This is a genomic window from Chryseobacterium sp. PET-29 (genome assembly GCF_025736815.1).
GTDB lineage: Bacteria > Bacteroidota > Bacteroidia > Flavobacteriales > Weeksellaceae > Chryseobacterium > Chryseobacterium nepalense.
This window is the reverse complement of the sequence record NZ_CP107053.1, coordinates 1188661-1210184: the sequence shown is the minus strand read 5'-3', so window position 1 is coordinate 1210184 and position 21524 is coordinate 1188661. Positions and strand designations below refer to the sequence as shown.

Below are 21524 nucleotides of genomic sequence, written 5' to 3'. Positions count from 1 at the left end.
AAGGATGGCGACTACCATTAAACGTAAAATAAAAAGCTTTAACAACTCACTTATTCAATAAGTGAAGCATTATCCTGTATATAAACATTAATATTAAATCACATCAATTATGGAAAAAGAAACCGTACGAATCGAAGGCTTCAGCGATGCCGTTTTTGCCATTGCCATTACCCTTTTAGTGCTGGATCTTCATATGCCGGAAGAAAATTCTGTGAAAAACAGCAATGATCTGCTCATCTTTCTTAAAAACCAATGGCCGGCATTTTTAGCATTCTTCCTGTCTTTTTTCAGTATTTTTATTATGTGGGTGAACCATCATAAAATTTTTAAACAGATTTACAGCAGGAATTCCGGAATTATGTTTTCCAACGGGCTGATTTTATTTCTCGTCTCTGCAGTTTCATATCCTACTTCCTTGCTGGCGAGATTCTTTAATGGAGAAGCTTCCGCAGCTGTAGTGGCAATTTATACGGGGATATTTGTATTAATCAATCTTGCGTATAATCTGTTATGGTTTCTGGCCAGCCGTAATAAAAATCTTTTACGTCCGGGCATCAGCGATGTAGCGATCAGGAAAATTCAAAACAATTACCTGTTTGGATTTCCTGTGTATTTGATTGCATTGATATGTTCTTTCAAAGCTCCCTCAGTGGCTCTTGTTATTATTTTAGGATTATGGATTTTCTGGGCATTATCATCAGGAAAAATAGAAATGGGAATTAAAAAAGAACTGGAATCTGAGCTTTAATGTTTAAAAATTTTAATCTTTATCTTTAAAATAATGTTGCTTATGGATGCCTAATTTCTGCATCTTGGAAATCAGTGTTGTGGATGGAAGTCCCAGCAATATTGCAGCTCCCTGCTTTCCTGAAATCCGGCCATTACATTTTTCAACAACCTTCAGGATATGTTCTTTTTCAATTTGCTGAAGAGTCTTAACCTGCCATTCCTGTGAATTTTCCTGCTGAAGATCAGTGATTTTCGGAAAAGCCATTTCTTTGATCATATTGTCTTTTGCGGTGATGATGCTTCTCTGGACCATATTTTCCAGTTCGCGGATATTTCCCGGCCATGAATTCAGGGACATCTGCTGAAGTACCTTCTGTGAAAATCCGATAATTTTTTTTCCGCTGTTCCGGCCATGTTTTTCCAGGAAAAAGTTTGCCAGAAGAGGAATATCTTCTTTTCGTTCTCTAAGCGGTGGCAATTCTATCGGGAAGATATTTAAACGGTAATACAGATCACTTCTGAATTTACCTGCGGTTACTTCTTTTTCCAGATCTCTGTTCGTGGCTGCAATAACGCGTACTTCTACCTTTATCCTTTTATTTCCACCGATACGTTCCACTTCTTTTTCCTGCAGCACCCGAAGCAGCCTTCCCTGAAGTTCCAGCGGAAGCTCGCCGATTTCATCTAAAAAGATCGTTCCGCCATTGGCCAGTTCAAATTTTCCTTTACGCTGTTCCGTCGCTCCCGTAAAGCTTCCTTTCTCATGCCCGAAAAGCTCAGATTCAATGAGATTGGAAGGAATGGCCGCACAATTGATGCTAACTATTTTTTTATGCGATGAAGGCGAAAGATCATGGATAGCCTGCGCAATAAGTTCTTTTCCGGTTCCCGTCTCACCATATATTAAGACTCCCGATTGAGAAGGTGCTACCTGTGCAATCTTTTCGTAGATTTTTTTCATTGCCGTACTTTCTCCGATAATTCCATTAAAACCTTTCTGAATCATTTTTTCCTGCGGTTCAACGGTTTCGGTTTCCCGTGCAGGAATTTTTAAAGAACCGGCCATCCGGAGAATCTGGATCGTGCGCATGCTTACAGCCAGCTGTGTGGAAACGGCAGCAAGTATTCTTTCAGGAATATCTTCTGGGGTGAGATAATTTTTATACAGTAGAAAAAGGATGCTTTCATGATCATGAAGGGAAGGAAGCGCTAGTCCGGCCGCCATACGCATTCCCGTATTTCCGGAGGACAAAAGCGATGAAAATTCCTGATTTTTCCGGTCACTAAAATTCTTAAGATCAAAGATAATGGGCTCTGCAGATCTTTGGCACTGCATCAGGATTTCATCTTTGGAAGAATATACGGTGTCAGATCCGAATTTCCTGTCTGCAAAACTGCTGTGGAAAACCCTGAAGTTTTTAGCATCGCGGTCACCATGTAAAATAATAATTTCATCATAGTTCAAAACCGGTTTACAGTGATTTTGCAGAGCCATACCAAACTGAAACAAATCCATAACCTTTGAAACCGCCATATTCACAGAAGATATGCCGAGATGTTCTTTCTGCATGTCCTGAAGCCGCTTGATGAGGATGAGATTTTGCTCAGATGTATTCATTTGTCCGGAATTGAAAGGTTAAAGATAATGAAATTGCTTTTTATTCGACAGCTTTAAAGAGATAGAGTAGTTTAAATTTATGTTTAGGAATTATTAACAATTTAGGTCAGCATCAAATAAATAATTTGAACAATAAAACGTCAATAAAAAAGAGATGAAAATTTTTCCACCCCTTATTATTGATTTTAGTTCAGGCTAAAGTTATTTCTTTTCATGATCTGCAATCGTAGAGTTTTTTTGCTGCTTTTACCAATTCATTGATTTCTGCATACAAGAGTTCCCAGCCTGTGACTTCTTTCATGGCGCTGATAAGATTGAGATAAGATTTTAAGGTCTTCTCCAGATCCCTGCGGATTGCAGAGGCACTTTTCATATTTCGAAGGTTCGCATTCGCTTCTGCTTGTCCCGCAAAAATTTGTTCAAAGAAATTTTGTTTGGACTTCATATCTTCAAAAGTGGGAAATAAAGAAAGTGCATTAAGCTTTTGAATATTTTCGGGTTTCTCAAGATCTTCAACCAGTTTTTTCATCCGGGCAGTTTGAGAAGAATAGCTCATCTTGTCGAGAGTCAGATCATACCGCAGAAAAATTTGAAACAGCTCTTCCGCCAACTGATAATTCGGTAATAAAGGCATTTTCCGGTAGGCGTTCACATAATTTTTAAAAGCTCTGAAACTAATATCTCTATCCCTGTCTGCGCGCGCTACGTCATTACCTTTCCCGCTGAATGTAGATTTTGTATAGACCACATCATAATCTGCATATATGGTTTTAACTTCTGAAAGTAATGGATGACCGGAGATGATTTCATATTTCCCTGAATCGGAAGCAACAATGATTCTTTGTGCTAATGTAGCTAAATCTTTTGTGCTGAGTTTTGCTAATGTAATTTTCATAACATCCGTGTTGAGCTTGTAAATACTATTGAATTTTGAAAATTAAATATAAATAAATTGTCATTTTAAACCAAATCTGATATTTTAAACTAAAACAGTTTTGTATTTCTTTTTATTCCGGAAGATTAGACTTTCACAGTGTTTTGCTTTTGTTTAATCTGGTGGATTAGACTCTCCACAAGTTTTGTTTTTGTTTAATCTGTCAGTTTAGACTAAAATACAGTTGTGATTTTGTTTAAAATGGCGGTTTGAAATGAAATGGTATTGTAAGACTCATTTCGTTAGCGCGAGGGTCCCGCTGGTGCTTAGATTTGTTATTTTTTATAAATATTTTATATTGGACACGAGCGAGACGCTCGCGCCAGCATCGTATCAGGATATACTGTCCAATAAAAATAAATTCTTCTCCGCTGGCGCTAGCGCGAGCGTCTCGCTCGTGCTGAATATCTATTATGTTTTTAATAAATATTTATGTTTAACATGAGCAAGACTCGCACTAACATTGCAGGTTTAAACATAAAAGAGTTTACCATTAATAAAAATTTCCTGACTATATTATATATTTACTGAAAAATACAAATGAGTAGAAAATATAAGTTTAACGAAAAAGAGGGAGCTTATTTTATAAGTTTTGCAACAGTTTTCTGGATTGATGTTTTTACCAGAATTGAGTACTTTGATATTATTATAGAATCTTTAGACTATTGCCGAAAAAATAAAAGCATGATTATTTTCGGATATTGTATTATGCCAAGTCATATTCATTTGATATTTCGGTCTGAAAATGGTAAACCATCAGAATTAATAAGAGATTTTAAAGGATTTACCTCTAAAAAAATGCTAAATGTTATAAAGGAGAATCAACAGGAAAGCAGAAGAGATTGGATGCTGTGGATGTTTAAAAAAGCAGGAAGTAAAAAATCTAATGTTACGGAATATCAATTCTGGCAACAGCATAATCATCCCATAGAAATATGGTCACTCAAAGTATTTGAGCAAAAACTTGAGTACACTCATAAAAATCCTGTCGAGGCAGGATTTGTAATGGAACCATGGGAATGGAAATACAGCAGTGCCCGCAATTATTGTGATGATTATGATGGTATTTTAAAGATTGATGTTAATTTATAATATTGTTTTTCCGCTCGAGGCAGGATTTGTAATGGAACCATGGGAATGGAAATACAGCAGTGCCCGCAATTATTGTGATGATTATGATGGTATTTTAAAGATTGATGTTAATTTATAATATTGTTTTTCCGCTGGCGCGAGCGTCCCGCTCGTGCTTATATTTTAATAATGATTTTATAGTGGCACGAGCGGGACGCTCACGCCAGCATTGAGAAAATCAGATAGTAAACGGAAACCGTTAAAAAAAGTTATTTTTTTATCCGTGATCAAATTTATTTGTTCTTTTGTAGAAAATAAAAATAGGAAAATGATAAAAAGTCTAAAAATTACGGGAGTAGTTCTGCTCTTGCTTTGTTCACAACAAATCTTCTCTCAGCAAAAATCAGATGATGATGCTTTGAAGTTCAAAAGTGAAAACACCCATAGAAATCTGCAGAAAAAGATAACAGTTTTTACCGGAAATGTTTCTTTATCATCAAAGGCCATCAGCTTTGAAAATGCAGAAAAGGTAATTGTTGATGAAACAACAAATGAAGTAAAAATTTATAAGCCAAAGAATTTTAAGATTGTTCATGTTGACGGTTTAATGAAAACAGGAAAACAGCCGGATGATGATGTCATTGTTTACAATACCAAAACAAAAACAGTTTCGATATAATTTTATTAAATATAAAAAACAAAAACCTGCCCAGCGGCAGGTTTTTCCCTTATATAAAAAATAATATTTAATGTCCCGATTTTGCATCGGCATCTTGCTTTACATGCGCCAGATACTTGGTACAGTAAGCTCCGAAAATCAGAATCACGATATAGCAGAATACGGGAATAATAAACGAATGCTGCACTCCGAAAACATCAGCCAGATATCCCTGGAATATAGGGACGATAGCTCCTCCTAAAATAGCCATTACAACTAACGAAGAGCCTTGACTCGTATATTTACCCAGTCCTGAAATCGCCAGTGTATAGATATTCGAGAACATGATGGAATTGAAGATTCCGATTCCCAGAATGCTGTACATCGCCATTTCACCATGATTTAACATAGCGGAAATTAACAGAACGACATTCACTGCCGCGAAAATGGATAAGGTTCTTGCCGGAGCTGCTTTCCCGATGAAGAATGCCACAAAATTCAACGCTATAAATACAAGGAAGAAGCTGATCTGTGCAAAAGTAAGATTTACAATACTGAAGATCACCAAAAACACAGCGGACGCTGCTCCCAGCATATACAATGCTTTTTTCCCCTGACTGATCGATTGGTTTAATGATATAGCGCCTAAGAAACGTCCAATCATGGCGCCACCCCAATATAAGGAAAGATAATTTTTGCTGACTACTTCAGATAAGTTCATCACCTGTGGCTGCTCCAGGAAACTGATGATGAAACTTCCCACGGCTACTTCTCCGCCTACATAGCAAAACATCGCCAAGACTCCGAATTTCAGGTGGTTGTGTTGCAATGCTCCGAAACCTTTCACGATTTCTTCACCTTTTACCTGAAAGTCAGGAAGCTTCACTCTTGAAATTAATAAAGCTACGAGTAAAAGAATTCCGGCAAAGATCAGATAAGGAATCTTAGTTGCTGCCGCAGAGAATGAACCGTCCGGTGCAGAAAATAATTCAAAAATAAGATGTCCGCCCAAAACCGGTGCGATCGTTGTTCCGAAGGCGTTGAAAGCCTGCGTCATATTCAGTCTGCTGGATGCAGATTCTTCCGGACCAAGCAGGGAAACATAGGCATTCGCTGTAATCTGCAGGACGGTAAATCCTAATCCTAAAATGAACAGCGCTCCTAAAAACAATCCGTATGAGGCAAAGCTTGCTGCAGGATAAAAGAGTACGCAGCCTAATGCCGCAAGAAAGATCCCGAAAAGGATTCCTTTTTTATAACCCACTTTATCTATCGGGTCACCCTGTGTACTCGATATTAAGAAGTAGATCAGGGAACCAATAAAATAGGCACCGAAGAAACAGAATTGCACCAGCATCGATTCAAAGAACGAAAGGTTGAAAAGCTGTTTCAGATAAGGAATAAGGATATCATTCATACAGGTAATAAATCCCCACATGAAAAATAAGAGGGTGATGGTAATGAGAGGAACTGTATAATTCCTGCCTTTAGCCTTTACATCATTGATCATAACATTCATTTATTTAAAAAAGTGGTTAAAGATACCTATTTTAAAGATAAAATCTTAATTTGAGACATTAAACTTATCATGAAAATTCTATGTTTCTTAAACATAAAGGAGCCTTGAAATAAAATACAGAAAAGTGTTTGGGTTTTAATTTTTGAATTAAATATGAATGTAAGCATTCTATATCTTCAGCTCCCTATATGTAAATCCTTATGGTTTCATATCCTCAAATGGTGTATCTGCAGAAAACACATGCTGAACTTTTTCAACTACCAATTCTTTCGGTAAAGAAAATTCCGCTGTCTGTCTGATGTCTAAAGAAGACGCTCCGACAGAAACTTTATAATTTCCCGCTTCAGCAACCCAAGCCGATTTTGCAGTTTCATAGGATGCTAAATCTTTCGGATTCAATGTCAGAGTAATCGTTTGAGATTCTCCCGGTTTCAGATCTTTGGTTTTAGCATATGCCTTCAGCTCAGATGTTGGTTTATCGATACTTTTGTTCGGTGCAGAAAGGTATAATTCTACCACTTCTTTTCCGTTTACTTTTCCGGTATTTTTAACATCAATACTTACTTCTAATTTATTATTAAAAGTTTTTGAACTTGTTTTAATATTGGAATAAGCAAAATCGGTGTACGATTTTCCGTATCCGAATTCATACGAAGGTTTTACCCCAAAGGTATTGAAATAACGGTAGCCGACATAAACACCTTCCTGATAGGTTACGTCTTTCGGATTATCTGCAGGTACTCCCGGGAAATTCTTTGCTGAAGCATGATCTGAGTACTTCACAGGGAACGTCATCGTCAGTTTTCCTGAAGGATTTACCTTTCCTGAAACCACATCTGCAACGGAATGTCCGCCTTCCTGTCCGGGTTGCCATGCCAGCAAAATAGCATCTGCCTTATCCTTCCATGAAGCTGTTTCGATTACGCCACCAATATTTAAAATCACAACAACTTTTTTCCCTTTTGCATGGAATGCTTTTGAGATCTTGTCCAGCATTTCGATTTCTTCTGTTGCCAGATTAAAGTCGTTATCTACAACTCTGTCGCCGCCTTCCCCGGAATTTCTTCCCAGCGTTACAAAAGCGATTTCTGAAGTTTCTGCTTTTTTTGCGATAAATGCATCATCCATTTTCATTTCAGGAAGCCTTTCGGGTAAAGCTAAAATCCCTCTTGCTTTTCTTCTTTCCTTTTCGGCGGCAACTTCTTTTTCAGCATGGGGTCTGTACAAATCAACTAATTGTTTGTCTAATTTATAACCGGCAGCAGTTAAACCTTCCAATAAAGAAACAGTGTGCTTGTTATTCACACTTCCGCTTCCTGTTCCTCCGGTAATCCACGCATAAGAAGTTACCCCGAATAACGAAACTTCTTTTTGTTTATCGGCAAAAGGCAGCGCATTATTTTCATTTTTAAGTAAAACCATTCCTTCTGTCGCAGCGTTTCTTGTTACCTCAGCATGGTCGCTTAAATTTGGTTTGTCGCTGTATTTGTATTGTGCGAAAGTCGGCGTTTTAAAAATATATTCTAAAATTCTTTTGACATTTAAATCTGCCACTTGCTGAGAAAGCTTACCAGAATTAAGAGCTTCCAGCAATACCTTTTTCTGCGCAGGAATTCCCGGCATTAAAAGGTCATTTCCGGCATTCATCTGTTTAACAACATCAGAAATTCCACCACTCCGGATAGATTCAAATCCCGGGAAACCGCCAAACCAGTCGGTCATTACGATTCCTTTGAAGCCCCATTCGTTTCTCAAAACCTGAGTCAGCAAATCTTTTGAGTCTGAGGTATACACACCATTTACTTTGTTATACGATGACATTACCGTCCACGGTTGGGATTCTTTAACAGTGATTTCGAAATTTCTCAGATACAATTCTCTCATTGCTCTTTCGGAAACGTGAGCATTAATCGTCAAACGGTTGGTTTCTTCATTATTTGCTGCAAAGTGTTTGATGGAAGTCCCCACACCCTGAGATTGAATTCCGTTCACAATAGCTGCTGCTGTTTTCCCTGAAATTAAAGGATCTTCGCTGTAATATTCGAAGTTTCTTCCGTTAAGAGGATTTCTGTGAATATTAAGAGCAGGAGCGAGTAATACATCAACGCCGTATTCCTTTACTTCATTACCCATTGCTTGTCCTACCTGCTCAAGAAGTGCTTTATTCCACGTTGAAGCTAAAGCAGTTCCCACTGGGAAGGCAGTAGCGTAATATGTTTTGGAATCGTTTTTTCTTGTTGGCGAAATTCTCAATCCTGCAGGACCGTCTGCCACTACCGTTGCCGGAATTCCGAATCTTGTCAACTCTGCAGTTCCTCCCGCAGCACCGGGAACCAGTCCTTGCTTAGAATCTCCTACAGGCCCGGTAAGAACTTCTATACCTGGCATTCCGGTTCCTATCAGCAGGTCCACCTTTTCTGCATTGGTCATCTGTTTGATGATGGCATCAATTCTTTTGTCGGTTGAAAGTCGGGTATCTTCCCAAGCATCAAGTTTTCCGTTTCCGTTGAGGTCTTTGAAGGTTTTTCCGTTAACCGTTACTGTCGGATTATTCTGGGCTTTAACAACTGGTGAAGCTGCTAATAATGCCAGGAATAATCCTGCATATTTTGCTTTCTGAGAAAGTGCTGTTAATGTTGATATATTCTTCTTCATAATTCTTTTTTTTATTGATTACATTCTAAAATCACGGCAACAAACTGTGCAGATACAGTCATTGCCGTAAAAAAAGAAACTATATATTAAAATTGATTTTGATTTTCTGATTATAAGCTCTCGCAGATCTTGCAAATTTTGCAGATGAAAAATCTGCTTAATCTGTGGGAAATAAAAACTATAAGAACTTGTGGAATTTCAGCCAATTCAGATAGATATCCGACCATTTATCGACAGGCAAATTCTGTTTTGCCATTCCGAATCCGTGACCGCCTTTTTCGTAGATATGCAGTTCGACCGGTTGTCCGGCCTGCAGCCATTTACTGTAAAGCAAAACTGATTTTGGAGCCAGCTTCAGTTGGTCGTCGCTGGCTGCACAGATAAACAGCGGTAGAGTAGTGTTCGGTATTTCTGTATTTAAAATTTCTTCACTTGGTCCTCCGTAAATGGAAGCAGCAAAATTTGGTAATGTGGAAGCATCTTTGCTATGAAGTACACTTTCCAGAATCACACTTGCGCCTGCAGAAAACCCGATAACGCCTAGTTTTTCTGTATTGATATTTAATTCTTTTGCATGCGTTCTGATGTAGGAAATTGCAGTTTTGATGTCTTCACCAGCCATTACTTTGATTGGTGCTGTTTTTGCGTCAAAAGCTTTTCTGTCTTTAATGTTTTCCATCATTTCGCGAGCAGGATCTCCGGTTTTGGTTTCCAGCAAACGGTATTTTAAAACAACCGCTGTAATTCCTTTCTCCTGAAGAATTTTTGCTAAATCTCTTCCTTCTTTATTAATAGAAAGACTTTGAAAACCACCACCGGGAGCAATAACGATTACGGTACCATTGGCTTTTGCCTTTGGGGCTTCGTAGATTTCTATTGCGGGAGCGGCAACGTTATACACCAAATGGGTTTTGAACAAATCGGAATCCATTTCTTTTTCAGAATACGTCCAGTTTTCTGAACCAGGTGCTTTTCCTTGATATAATGGAATTGATTTTTGAGCATTAATGCTATTTAATCCGAATAGGAAGATACTTGCTATAATTAATTTTTTCATTTTGATTTTAGATTTTAACGCAAAGAGCGCAAAGTTTTTTTGATTATTAAACTGTTTTAAAGTTCGCAAAGGCGTTGGCACTCAGCTAAGGACCAAATTAAATAACAGTTATTTTTGTTATTGATTTTAACAGCGAATCTCACGCAGCCCGACCTGAGTGGAGCTCTTTTTGCCGCAGCAAAGCGGAGGTAAAAAAGCGGGAACGGAGGGCGGAAATAGCTGCCCAAATATTTATTTTACTTAAATAATTGAGGAACAAATTCATTTAAATATGTTCTCCAATTGCTCCAGGTGTGACCGCCTTCGGATTCTACATATTGATATCTGAAATTCATTTTGTCGAGTTTCTGACGATAATCCGATACATTTTTGTACAGGAAATCTGTTTTTCCGATTCCGATCCAATAAAGTTTATAAGTATTGTTCTGCTGGGCTTTCAGCTTTGAATCTAAATTCTGGTAAACCGAGCTTTTCTTTTCATCCGGCGGAAGAATGGCAGGAGAAAAAAGACCGACATAATCAAACGTTTTCGGCTGATTGGCAGAAATGTATAATGAATGGAAACCTCCCATTGAAAGTCCGGCAATTGCGCGGTTTTTCGCATCGGCTTTTGTGCGGTAGTTTGCTTCAGTAAAATTCATAATTTCCTTGAAGTAGGTTTCCATATCACCGCTGAAAATATCCGGTGTTCTCATATCGATTTTATAAAAACCTTTCGAAGATTCTCCGGGTGCAGCGGAATTGCTGGTGTGACCGTTCGGCATTACGACGATCATCGGTTTTGCTTTTCCCTGAGCAATAAGGTTGTCTAAAATCTGGGAAGCTCTTCCTAATGTCATCCATGCTTCTTCATCGCCACCCATTCCGTGCAACAAGTACAGAACAGGATATTTTTCTTTGGAATTTTCGTAACCCGGTGGTGTATAAATCGTTAATCTTCGGTCTTCTTTCAGTCCATTTGATTTGTACCACCTTTTGGAAACGGTGCCGTGAGGAACGTTCTGAACTTTGTAATTTTCCGACTGCTTTCCGTCCACCAAAACCATACTCATCACCGAAGCGACATCGCGTACCTGATAAGAATTGTTCGGGTCATTGGCTTTTACGCCATCCACAATAAATGAATAGGTATATAAATCCGGTGCGAAATCATTTTTACTGAACGACCAAATGCCGTCTTTGTCTTTCTGCAAATCCACGGAACCTGGCTCCATTCCTTTCGACGGAAACCAGTTGCCCTGGAGTTTTACGCTGTTCGCATTGGGTGCGAGTAGGCGAAAAGTAACATTCTGACCGCTGATTTCCGGAGAAATTAAATTTTTCTTTCCGCTGAAATCTAGGCTTTCCTGAGCAAACATGAGTGAACCCAGCATTAATGAATATAAAGTGTATCTGATTTTCATATTAAATTGTTTTTATCTTTTTAACCGCAAAAAAAACACAAAAGTTTTTGATTTTGACACATTAGTCACTTTAGATTTAATTTTAAAATGCTGAAAAATCTTAGAACACAGAAGTTTTTAAAATATTGGATTTCCATTTTGTTAACTTTTTAAAGTATTATTTACAGCTATAATTCTTTTGTGTTTTATTTAAATTTTAATCTAAAAAAAACCGGACAAAGAATGCCCGGTTTAAGACATCAATTACGAATCAATTTATGATGAATCATTTTTTATACTTCTCTGTTCTTGCATCTTTGATAACACCAGACCAGTTCATTCCGTATCCGAAATCGTAGCTGTGACCTTCAGAATCTTTATGCGTTTCCATATCGTAAGGCACGTCTTCTTTCTGCTTTTCCACCGTTGTCATATTTGCTGGCATCTGAAGCGGAAGCAATCCGGAAGGTTCATACTTTCCTGTAATGATATCCAAAACGGCCTGATTGGATACGTTGAAATTCATAAGAATCGCATCGGCGTGCTTTTCAAATTCATTAAAAACCATCGGTTTTGATGCGGTTACAGAAACAATCACAGGTTTTCCGTTCATTGCTTTGTAAGTGTTCTGGATGGTTAATAAATCTGTAAAGTTGGTTGCTGTTGAAGTTTTATTTTTAAACGTTCTGTCGTGTACATTCGGTGCTACCACAGGATCTCCCACTGCAATACTTTTTTCACGGGCTTCTGTTGCTGTATAAGTCTGGTACTGAAGCGAAATCGGGAGGTAACCGTTTCCGCCCTCTGCCACATCAATGTCGCTGTATCCGCCTTCTTCACTGTGCGGACTTTTTACGAAAACCAAGGCAAAATCAGCTTTTGAAGGGTCTTCAGTGATGTTATAATGTGTCTTTACTTTTTCAATATCGATAGGATAATCTAAAGACGGTGCCGTGTAAATTCCCCACCAGTTAAACGTTGCCGGAGAATATCTCTTTGGAATATAAACCGTTTTTCTTTCTTTAATCGGAAGAATATTGGCTTTGTTTTTTAACATCACGATGGATTTTACCTGAGCTTCGTAACCTGCTTTCATAAATTCAGGATTACCCACTATTTTCTTGGTTTCTTCAACATTGACGTAAGGATTTTCAAACAATCCGATTCTGAAGAAATTTCGCAGCAAACGAACGGCTGACTGCTCAAATTTTGCACGATATGCTTTTTCACCATGCTCTTTCACACCCATCTGATACGCTTCCAAAACAGGTCCTTTATCATTATTTCCTCCGAACTGGTCAACGCCCGCTTCCAAGACTTTGTAATGACGTTCAGCGATGGATAATTTTTCTGCACCCCAAGGTTTTCCGGCAAATCCGCCCGGAGATTTTGGTTCGTCAGCGGTAATTAGCCAGTCGGTGCAGACTACGCCGTCGTATTTGTATTTACCACGAAGTAAATCGGTGATTAGATATTTACTGTATCCGTTTCCAACGTTTTCTCCGTTTTTGGTATCCTGGTTAAAACTAATCGTATAATAAGGCATTACCGCGGCAGCTTCTTTCGTTCCTCCATTGAGTTTGAAAGCACCTTCTGTAAAAGGTTTTACGTGGTTCTGGAAATTATTTCCCGGATAAACCGCGAATTTTCCCATCGCCCAGTGAGCGTCGCGACCGCCTTCTTCAGGTCCGCCTCCCGGCCAGTGTTTCACCATGGCATTCACACTTTTGTTTCCCCAGCCGTTTTTATTTCCGACAGTGGTCTGGAATCCGTCGATGTAGCCTCTTGCCATATCTGCTGTCAATTCAGGACTTTCAGAAAAGACATAGGCAATTCTGTACCAACGAGGTTCTGTTCCCAAATCGATTTGAGGAGATAAAGCGGTTGAAATTCCTAGCGCTCTGTATTCTTGTGCGGCAATATTTCCGAATTTCTTCACCAATTCTGGGTCAAAAGTCGCGCCCATAGCCAAACCATCCGGCCAAAGAGAGATTTGCCCGCCAGAACCTTCATTAAATTCGGCTGTTACTGTTGCAGAATGTCTCGGGTCTGTACTATTGTTGGCGGGAATTCCCAATCCCAAGCCTTCAATGTACGCCTGGATGTTGTTGCTCCATTTCGCGGCAACTTCCGGTGATTCTACTGTTGTTACCAGCACATGACGCAAATTATCTTCCTTTAAAAATTTCTTCTGCTGATCCGTAAGATCCCATGCATTGGCACCGCTTTCTTTATATAATTTTCCATTATATTTTCCGGCTCTGAAGCCGTCTGCTGGAGCAGGAACAGACTGGTGACCGCTGTATAGCATCAGACCTGCAATCTGCTCGATGGTCATTTTTGAAGCTAAATCTTTCGCTCTTTCATCAACAGGAAGTCTCCAGTCTTCGTATTTATCGAGTTTTCCGTTTTTGTTTAAATCTTTGAATTTATTTCCGCCAATGGTTAGAATTTTTACTCCCGAATCTGCGGAATATCCTAAAACCGGACCTTTAGAATTGGTAACCGTTTGAATATTCTGTGAAAATGCTGTTATTCCGAAAAATAATGCAGCCACATTTAAAACTGTCCTTTTCATTGTTTTACATTTAGAAATTAAAGCTTACTGAGAATTGTCCTGTTAATGGCATAATGTAAGTTCCCGTCAACAATTTTCCGTAGTATGGACTTGCATCGGTGATCAGTTCGGCACCGTTAATTGTTCCGCTGGCTCCTCTTTGATTCAGGAAGTTGATCACCGTTGCGCCAACGTTGATGTTTTTATTAACCGTATAACTCACACCGCCAAAAGTTTCCCATCTCGGAGCGAAATACAGTGCATTGGTAAGGTTTGCATATTGTTTTGAGAAATATCTGAAACTTGCCCAGAATCTCCATTTGTCAACGGTATAGCTTGGGTCGATTTCCATCAACACTTTAGCAACGCCCAATACATTGTTATCACTGTAGTTGTAATCTTTTCCGAAAGCATTGAAATTAAATTTCTTGTATACCGGATTCTGGAACGTCACCAAATAATGTAAATTGAATCCTTTAAATGGTTTTAAAACAAAATCAGTGGTCCAGCCTAATGTCTGAATATCATAATAAACCGTTGTCGTTTGAGCCTGAGAACTATTAGCTGGGTTTACAAGATTATATCTGTTAAGGTTGTTGTTTTTCTTAAGATAAGTCGCCTGAGAAATCAATTGGATCCAGTTGGTGTTCCAGAAAACCCCGAATGCTCCCAATGGACTTTTAATTTTATTGGTATTCGGTTCGAAAGCCTGAGAATAACTTTCCAGTCTTCTGTTTTCTTCCGTGTATAAGAAGTTGGCTAAAACTCCGAAGTTTTTGGTAATGTTGTACGTTGCATTCAGGCTTCCTGCAATCTGGAAGAAACTCTGACTGATATGATCAAACTGAGCAGGATCTGTGAAGTTGAAACCAATTGTTCTTGGCGTCAGAGAATATTCACCGTCAAGGATGTGATTTCTCAAATGCAATCCATAGCTTACATTGAAGTTGTCGGTAACTTTCCATTCATCCGTTCCATAGATTGACAATTTGTTTTCTGTTCCGCTGTGATATTCTCCGCCTGCATTATAATTGTAGAAACCGTCTGCATCTGTATTTGGGCCGATCAGTCTTTGCGGCTGCGGTTCAACAGTCTGAAAGAAGAAGGTACGGTCGGATGTGAATTTGTTAACGTGGTAAAATTGTTCCAACACTCCGAAGGTTACATTGTGATTTCCAAGCTGTTTATTTAAAGAAAAACGTCCCGCAACGCTGGTGATCGGAGTCTCCGGTGTGTACATTCCCAGAATTGTTCCTACCGGACCTGAATAAGACTGACCATTGGAAGCCAAAGTATATCCTGCTGAAGAGTCCGCATTGAAAATACTTAAAGGGATCATATTAGACATTTTCACTTTAGAAAAATGTGCTCTTGTTGAGAATTTAAAATTCCAGCCGCTGTCTAAAAGATAATTACCGAAAATATCGATATTATGCGATGTTGATCTGTTATCATTTCCACTCATCGAGCGCCACGAATACTCACCGGTAAGAATATCTTTTACTTTCATCAGCCCGTCTCTTACCACATAAGAATCTCTTCCGATTTTGAAATTATCGAGCTCGGTCACTTTACCTTCCGCTCCATATTGGAAAACGGCATAATTGGTTATACTGTAAGAATCTGCATATTTGTATAAAACCGAGATTTTACCCTTATCATTATTGAAATATTTGGTAATACCTGCTCTGAAAATTTTGGTTTCATCAGCATTTCTTGCGAAGCCTAATTTGTACGTACTCGGGTCAAAGTTGGCAAAAGCACCTACGGTATACGTCCATCCGTTTTTGGAAACCGGTCCGGAAACATTAACATCTCCCTGAAGCCATCCAAATGTACTTGTTGTAAATTTTCCTTTTACTTTAAGATCTTTTGTTCCTGTCTGAGAATAAGAATTAACTGCAAAACCGAGATCACCCATCGTATTGGCGAGCTGATCCATTTTTAAAAGCCCGGTTTTTTCTAAAGCTACACTTTGTCTCCATGTTTTATTCGGGAGTTCCGGCCAAAAGAAATAGACAGCGGGAAGATCATTTTCAAGAATCGTAATTCCGCCTACGGTGGAAGGTAATCCGATATTTACATCCCGCGGACTTGTATTGTTTGCTGCGTTCAGCATTACATTTCTGTTGTTATCTTCTTTTGACGAAGTGGTAACCGTTTTTACGCCTTCTTCATTTTTAACCACTGCTTTTACTGCTGTTTTCACTGAAGCACTGTCGGTTTCCTGTCCAAAAGCTGTTGCGAAGGAAAGCATCAATGCCAATGCTGAAATCTTAAGAGTTGATTTTCTCATTGCTTAGTTTTCTAAAATTCTATATAGTTGTTATCGTACATGTTTAAAGGCATAGCTCATCCTGCATCCAAAAAGTGTATGGATGAAACTTATTTCAGTACCGGAATTATTTTTACAGCCGGTATTCCTCAGCATCGGGTTTCTCGAAAATGGGTCAGCAGCTTTTGCTTTTACTGATCTGCTTTCGATTCAGTGTAAAGACGGTTGTCTTTCGATTCAATTCTTTATTTCTAAAGTGTAATCGTCGAAGCAATTTCGTTCAGATTAGTGTTTAAATTCATTGCTTCTGTATGAAGCAATACAATACTACATTCTTTTGTTCAATTATCCAAAAAAATGTTAATAAAATTTAATAATGTAATTTAGTTGTTTGATAATCAATTATTTGAACTTTTTATTTTAAAAATATAATCATTGTTTCCTATTGAAACAATGATTATAAATAACCAAATTGTTCCCGAAAAAGTATCACGATACGGCCCTTTTTAAGTTTTTTCAAAATTTTTACTAGATTTGTTTAATAAAATTTTCCCAAATTCCCGAATGGATTCCAAACAACAAATTCTAAATAAATCTAATGAGCTGAAAGAGGTTTTTTTACCTCACCTTTCTGCCGATCCCGTCATTTTCGGTTTTGATCAAAATGAGCTCAAGGTTCTTCTTCTTAAAATGAATTATAGAAAACAGTGGCTTTTACCGGGAGGATATGTACGAAAAGACGAAGATCTTGATGAAGCTGTCGTGCGTATTTTGCAGGAAAGAGCCGGAATCACGGGAGTATATCTTGAAGAATTTTGTGTTTTCGGCAAAAAGAACAGAAGTGAGTTTTATTTTGAGGATTTTGATGAAACGCTTTTTCACAAGCAGAGATTTGTCACAATAGGCTATTATGCACTCTATAATCCGGGCCGTTTTAAGCTTATAGCCGATGAATACAGTGAAACCTGTGAATGGGTTTACCTAAGTAAACTTCCTGAAATCGAGCTGGCAATGGATCATAGGGATATTATTGAAAAAGCATTGTTAACATTAAGAGAAAAAATTTCACATAAACCAATAGGTTATAATCTTTTACCTGAAAAATTTACGCTTTCGGAATTGCAGAAACTGTATGAAGTGATTCTCGGGAAAGAACTCAACAGAGGAAATTTTTACCGGAAGATTAAAAATATGGGGATTCTTAAAAAGCTTAATGAACAAAGAAAAGGAGGCGCTCACAAAGCCCCTGATTTATACTCATTCGATAAGAGAAAATATATGAAAGCTCTGGAAAACGGGCTCAACAGCTGGTAATTATCATGAAAATAAGTGCAGGAATTTTGCTGTTCAAAAGATCGGAAGAACATACTTTTTATTTTCTTGTTCATCCGGGCGGACCGTTTTGGAAAAATAAAGATTCGGGAGCATGGTCTATCCCAAAAGGAGAAGCCGAAGAAGATGAAAGTTTACTGGACCGTGCGAAAACTGAATTTATGGAAGAAACTGGAAAAGTTGTGAACGGAAATTTTATTGAACTGATGCCGATTACACAAAAAGCCGGCAAGAAAGTTTTTGCATGGGCGTTGGAACAGGATCTTGAAACATCCGGATTAAGCAGTAACATGATCACAATCAGCTGGCCGCCAAAATCAGGAAAGACCATACAAATCCCTGAGGTAGACCGTTGGGAATGGTTTTCTTCAGAAGAAGCAAAGCAAAAAATAAATCCCGCACAGGCAGGATTTATTGCTCAGTTGGAAAAAATTCTTTCATCCGAATAATCGTTTTTACTTATTCAGTGGTTTCTTTTTTGAAACTTACCACTTCATAATTTCCGTCGGTACAATATTTTTTACAGCTTTCATCGTTGAAAGACTCCGGGGATTTCAGAAAATCTTCAATAAATTTTGCACTTTCATCCGTATTCGCGGGCGTGATTATTACATGAAAAAGATTCAGTACAGATTCGTCGGCATTTTTCAGGGATTCCTTTTTATGTTCTTTTGCTTCGTTAAAGTTCATACTAATATTTTTGTTTTTGGCTAATGAATAAATTATGCCATCACAGATATTTTTGTTTAATAAGTAAATATTTTTAGAATTATGATAGAATAAATTCAATAGTAATGGCTTGATTTTAGATAAGTGTAATTTATTAAACTAAAATTGAAAATAGATGGAAAGGTTTAAAAGAATCGTTATAAAGATTCTGAAATGGATGGGGATTTCAATCGCATCCATTCTTTTTTTGATGTTTATTATCCCTATTTTATTTCCGGGAACCATTTCGGAACAGGTAAAAATATTTGCCAATCAGCATCTTGCCGGAAAGCTTGATTACAGAAGAACCCACCTTACATTTTTCAGGCACTTTCCTTCGCTTACTGTTTCGGTAGATGATTTTTTATTGAAAGGATCAAAACCTTTTCAGCAAGATACCTTACTCGCTGCACGTGAAGTTGCAGTAGGAATTAATCTAAAAAACCTGATCTTCGACCGTGAAGTTAAAATTGATGAAATTTACGTAACGGATGCCTACGGAAATGTTTTTGTTAACAGTAAAGGTGAAGCTAATTATAACGTATATGTTTCAAAACCTTCACAAAAGCCTAAAGATACCACGGGTTCAGGAACATCGATAAAACTTGATCTTATCAAACTTAAAAACTGGAATATTACCTACAGAGACCATGCAGCAAGAGTTTTGGTAGATGCGAAAGGGCTTAATTACACAGGACGCGGTGGATTAAGTGAAGATATTTTTGATCTTGAAACTGATTTGGATATTGATAAACTTGATTTCAGCCTCAATAGAATTTATTATGCTAAACAAAAGACACTGCATGCGGATCTTATTACAAGAATCAATACGAATGCGCTGACCTTTGTATTGAGAAAAAACGAATTACGAATTAATGATCTTCCTTTAAAATTTACCGGTTTTTTAAGTATTCTCAAAGATGGTTACAATCTTGATGTAAAAGCAGCTTCTGAGAAAACAACCATTCGGGATATGATCTCCGTTCTTCCGCCACAATATCTGGATTGGGCAAAAGATACTAAAATTGAAGGCAACAGCGACCTCTTCTTCAACCTTAAAGGTCGTTTTAGCGAGCAGAAAAACCTAAAGCCGCGACTTAAAGCAAGATTGCTCGTAAGGGACGGATTTGTTTCCAACGGAAAAGCGCCGGTTCCGATGAATCATCTCAACATGGATCTGAATGTTGATCTGCCTTCTCTTGATACGAATCAACTGGCAATCGATCTTAAAAATCTCGGTTTTGATCTCGGCCCGAAGAACAGTTTCAAAGCTGTAGTAAAAACAAAAGGTCTGGATGAAATGCAGATCAATGCCGATATAAAAGGAGCAGTGGATTTGCAGACGCTGGATCAGGCATTAGGTTTGAAAGATATTGATATGCGCGGCCTAATGGATACCAATATTAAAGCCAACGGAGTTTTCAGTCTGGATAAAAAGTTATTCCCAAAAACCAATGGTTACCTCAATCTTAAAAATGGCTGGCTTAAAACAAAATATTATCCGAATCCTATTCAGAATATCAACATTGTAGCCAACATTACCAATACAGACGGGACTTTCAAAAGTCTTGGTGTGAAACTGGATCCTTTCCGGTTTGATTTTGAAGGAAATCCTGTTTTTGTAAATGCAGATCTGCAGAATTTTGAAGATGTTTTGTATAAAGTCCGTGCAAAAGGAGTCCTGAATGTAGGAAGAATTTACCGCGTTTTTGCGAAGAAAGGCTTTGATGTGAGCGGACTAATTATGGCCGACCTTTCCCTGAACGGAAGACAAAGTTATGCGACTACCGGACAGTACAGCAAGCTTGACAATAAGGGTAATTTAATTTTAAAAAATATAAAAGCAACAACAGAATTTTTACCGAAATCATTTTTTATTAAAGAAGGAAACTTCAGGTTTGAAAATGAGAAAATGTGGTTCAGTAAATTCTTTGCGACATATGGAAAATCAGATTTTTCTCTGAACGGATATCTGCTGAATACGATCAATTATTTTATCGAAAGAAAAGGGACGCTGCATGGTAAGTTCAACCTGAATTCCAACTATGTCCTCATTGATGAATTTATGGCTTTAAAAAATGGCGATAATTCAAGGAAATCGATTGAAGTAGAGTATGCAAAAGTAGAAAATCCTAAAAGCAGCGGCGTAGTGATCATTCCTAAAAATCTTGACGTTTCTTTACAGACGAATATCAGGAAAGTAGAATTTAAAGGATTGGCATTAAATCATGTTAAAGGTCAGGCTTCCGTGGAAAAAGGCCAGGTTTATCTCAAAAATACGTCTTTTGATATCATCGGAAGTAAAATGAATATTGATGCCCGTTACCAGGATGAATCTCCGCTTACCGCAAATTATGATGTTGCCCTGAAGGTTTTGGATTTTGATGTACAGCGTGCTTACAAAGAAATTGATATGGTACGTGAAATGGCAACGGCAGCGAAAAATGTAAAAGGAATTGTTTCTGTTGATTACAAATTAAAGGGAGATTTCGACCGGAATATGAAACCGATTTATCCCTCTCTTGAGGGCGGCGGAATCGTTAATCTCCGGGATGTGGAAGTTAAAAACTTAAAAATGCTTTCTGCGGTAGGCGACAATATCGGTGCAAAAGCCTTCAATAATCCTGATATGAAAGGCGTCAATATTGAGACTCATATTAAGAATAATCTGATTCATGTTGATAAATTTACATTCAGGGTTTCTATTTTAAGACCAAGCATCAGCGGAACTACCAGCTTTAATGGTCTCCTTGATCTCAGAGTGAGAATAGGAATTCTTCCGGGCGGACTGATCGGGTTTCCTATTGTGGTAACCGGAACCCATGAAAATCCGAAAATTAAGATTTTCAGTAAAAAAGGACAGGGAATTCTGGATGCGGCTTACAACAGAAAACTCAATAAAGTAATCCGACAGGAGAGAAGGGCTGAGAAAAAAACAAAAAGACAGCAGCGTAAAGAAAAAGAAGCGCAGGAAGAACGCGCTAAAAATGCCGAAAAACAGATTACTAAAGACTTAAAAGAAAAATAAA

Annotated in this window: 16 protein-coding genes; 7 read left to right on the top strand and 9 right to left on the bottom strand. The window is 38.1% G+C overall.

From position 1 onward, the window contains the following. Positions 1-109: 109 nt before the first annotated feature. On the top strand, positions 110-748 hold the full coding sequence (locus ODE14_RS05365; RefSeq protein WP_263603245.1) for a TMEM175 family protein: 639 nt from the start codon (positions 110-112) through the stop codon (positions 746-748). Positions 749-760: 12 nt separating this feature from the next. Here the strand turns inward: ODE14_RS05365 and ODE14_RS05360 are convergent, their stop codons facing one another. Both ODE14_RS05360 and ODE14_RS05355 read right to left on the bottom strand, forming a co-directional pair. Beyond that, positions 761-2347 (bottom strand): sigma-54 interaction domain-containing protein, encoded by a 1587-nt coding sequence (locus ODE14_RS05360; protein WP_263603244.1) that lies wholly within the window; start codon positions 2345-2347, stop codon positions 761-763. A gap of 211 nt (positions 2348-2558) precedes the next feature. Further along, complete coding sequence (locus ODE14_RS05355; RefSeq protein WP_263603243.1) at positions 2559-3242, bottom strand: DUF6261 family protein; 684 nt, start codon at positions 3240-3242, stop codon at positions 2559-2561. Positions 3243-3821: 579 nt separating this feature from the next. On the opposite strand from ODE14_RS05355, the gene ODE14_RS05350 reads away from it, so the two are divergent. Further along, complete coding sequence (locus ODE14_RS05350) at positions 3822-4373, top strand: REP-associated tyrosine transposase (RefSeq protein WP_248393057.1); 552 nt, start codon at positions 3822-3824, stop codon at positions 4371-4373. Between the two features lie 307 nt (positions 4374-4680). Next, positions 4681-5031 carry a hypothetical protein gene (locus ODE14_RS05345; protein ID WP_263603242.1) on the top strand — a complete coding sequence of 117 codons (351 nt, stop codon included), beginning with the start codon at positions 4681-4683 and terminating at the stop codon, positions 5029-5031. A gap of 67 nt (positions 5032-5098) precedes the next feature. On the opposite strand, the gene ODE14_RS05340 is transcribed toward ODE14_RS05345, so the two are convergent. The 6 genes from ODE14_RS05340 to ODE14_RS05315 all read right to left on the bottom strand — a co-directional run bounded on the left by ODE14_RS05340 (position 5099) and on the right by ODE14_RS05315 (position 16476). Beyond that, complete coding sequence (locus ODE14_RS05340; RefSeq protein WP_263603241.1) at positions 5099-6529, bottom strand: sugar MFS transporter; 1431 nt, start codon at positions 6527-6529, stop codon at positions 5099-5101. A 198-nt stretch (positions 6530-6727) separates the two neighbouring features. Then, positions 6728-9184, bottom strand: coding sequence for a glycoside hydrolase family 3 C-terminal domain-containing protein (locus tag ODE14_RS05335; protein ID WP_263603240.1), 2457 nt, complete (start codon positions 9182-9184; stop codon positions 6728-6730). Positions 9185-9362: 178 nt separating this feature from the next. Next, positions 9363-10241 (bottom strand): alpha/beta hydrolase, encoded by an 879-nt coding sequence (locus ODE14_RS05330; RefSeq protein ID WP_263603239.1) that lies wholly within the window; start codon positions 10239-10241, stop codon positions 9363-9365. A gap of 236 nt (positions 10242-10477) precedes the next feature. Then, positions 10478-11644, bottom strand: a complete 1167-nt coding sequence (locus ODE14_RS05325; protein WP_263603238.1) for an esterase — start codon at positions 11642-11644, stop codon at positions 10478-10480. A gap of 265 nt (positions 11645-11909) precedes the next feature. Continuing rightward, entirely contained in the window at positions 11910-14201 is a 2292-nt protein-coding gene (locus ODE14_RS05320) for a glycoside hydrolase family 3 protein (protein ID WP_263603237.1), read from the bottom strand. A gap of 10 nt (positions 14202-14211) precedes the next feature. Next, a complete protein-coding gene (locus tag ODE14_RS05315) occupies positions 14212-16476 on the bottom strand; it encodes a TonB-dependent receptor (RefSeq protein ID WP_248393068.1) in 2265 nt (754 codons plus the stop codon). Positions 16477-16558: 82 nt separating this feature from the next. Between ODE14_RS05315 and ODE14_RS05310 the strand changes: the two genes are divergently transcribed. The 3 genes from ODE14_RS05310 to ODE14_RS05300 all read left to right on the top strand — a co-directional run bounded on the left by ODE14_RS05310 (position 16559) and on the right by ODE14_RS05300 (position 18236). After that, a complete protein-coding gene (locus ODE14_RS05310) occupies positions 16559-16717 on the top strand; it encodes a hypothetical protein (RefSeq protein ID WP_248393069.1) in 159 nt (52 codons plus the stop codon). A gap of 302 nt (positions 16718-17019) precedes the next feature. After that, positions 17020-17769: an NUDIX hydrolase gene (locus tag ODE14_RS05305; RefSeq protein ID WP_263603236.1), complete on the top strand. Its 750-nt coding sequence runs from the start codon at positions 17020-17022 to the stop codon at positions 17767-17769. A gap of 5 nt (positions 17770-17774) precedes the next feature. After that, positions 17775-18236: an NUDIX hydrolase gene (locus ODE14_RS05300; RefSeq protein ID WP_263603235.1), complete on the top strand. Its 462-nt coding sequence runs from the start codon at positions 17775-17777 to the stop codon at positions 18234-18236. Positions 18237-18246: 10 nt separating this feature from the next. Here the strand turns inward: ODE14_RS05300 and ODE14_RS05295 are convergent, their stop codons facing one another. Continuing rightward, the gene (locus tag ODE14_RS05295; protein ID WP_263603234.1) at positions 18247-18477 is read right to left on the bottom strand and encodes a hypothetical protein; all 231 of its coding nucleotides are present in this window, start codon (positions 18475-18477) and stop codon (positions 18247-18249) included. A gap of 154 nt (positions 18478-18631) precedes the next feature. Between ODE14_RS05295 and ODE14_RS05290 the strand changes: the two genes are divergently transcribed. Continuing rightward, positions 18632-21523: an AsmA-like C-terminal region-containing protein gene (locus ODE14_RS05290; RefSeq protein ID WP_263603233.1), complete on the top strand. Its 2892-nt coding sequence runs from the start codon at positions 18632-18634 to the stop codon at positions 21521-21523. Position 21524: the final 1 nt, after the last annotated feature.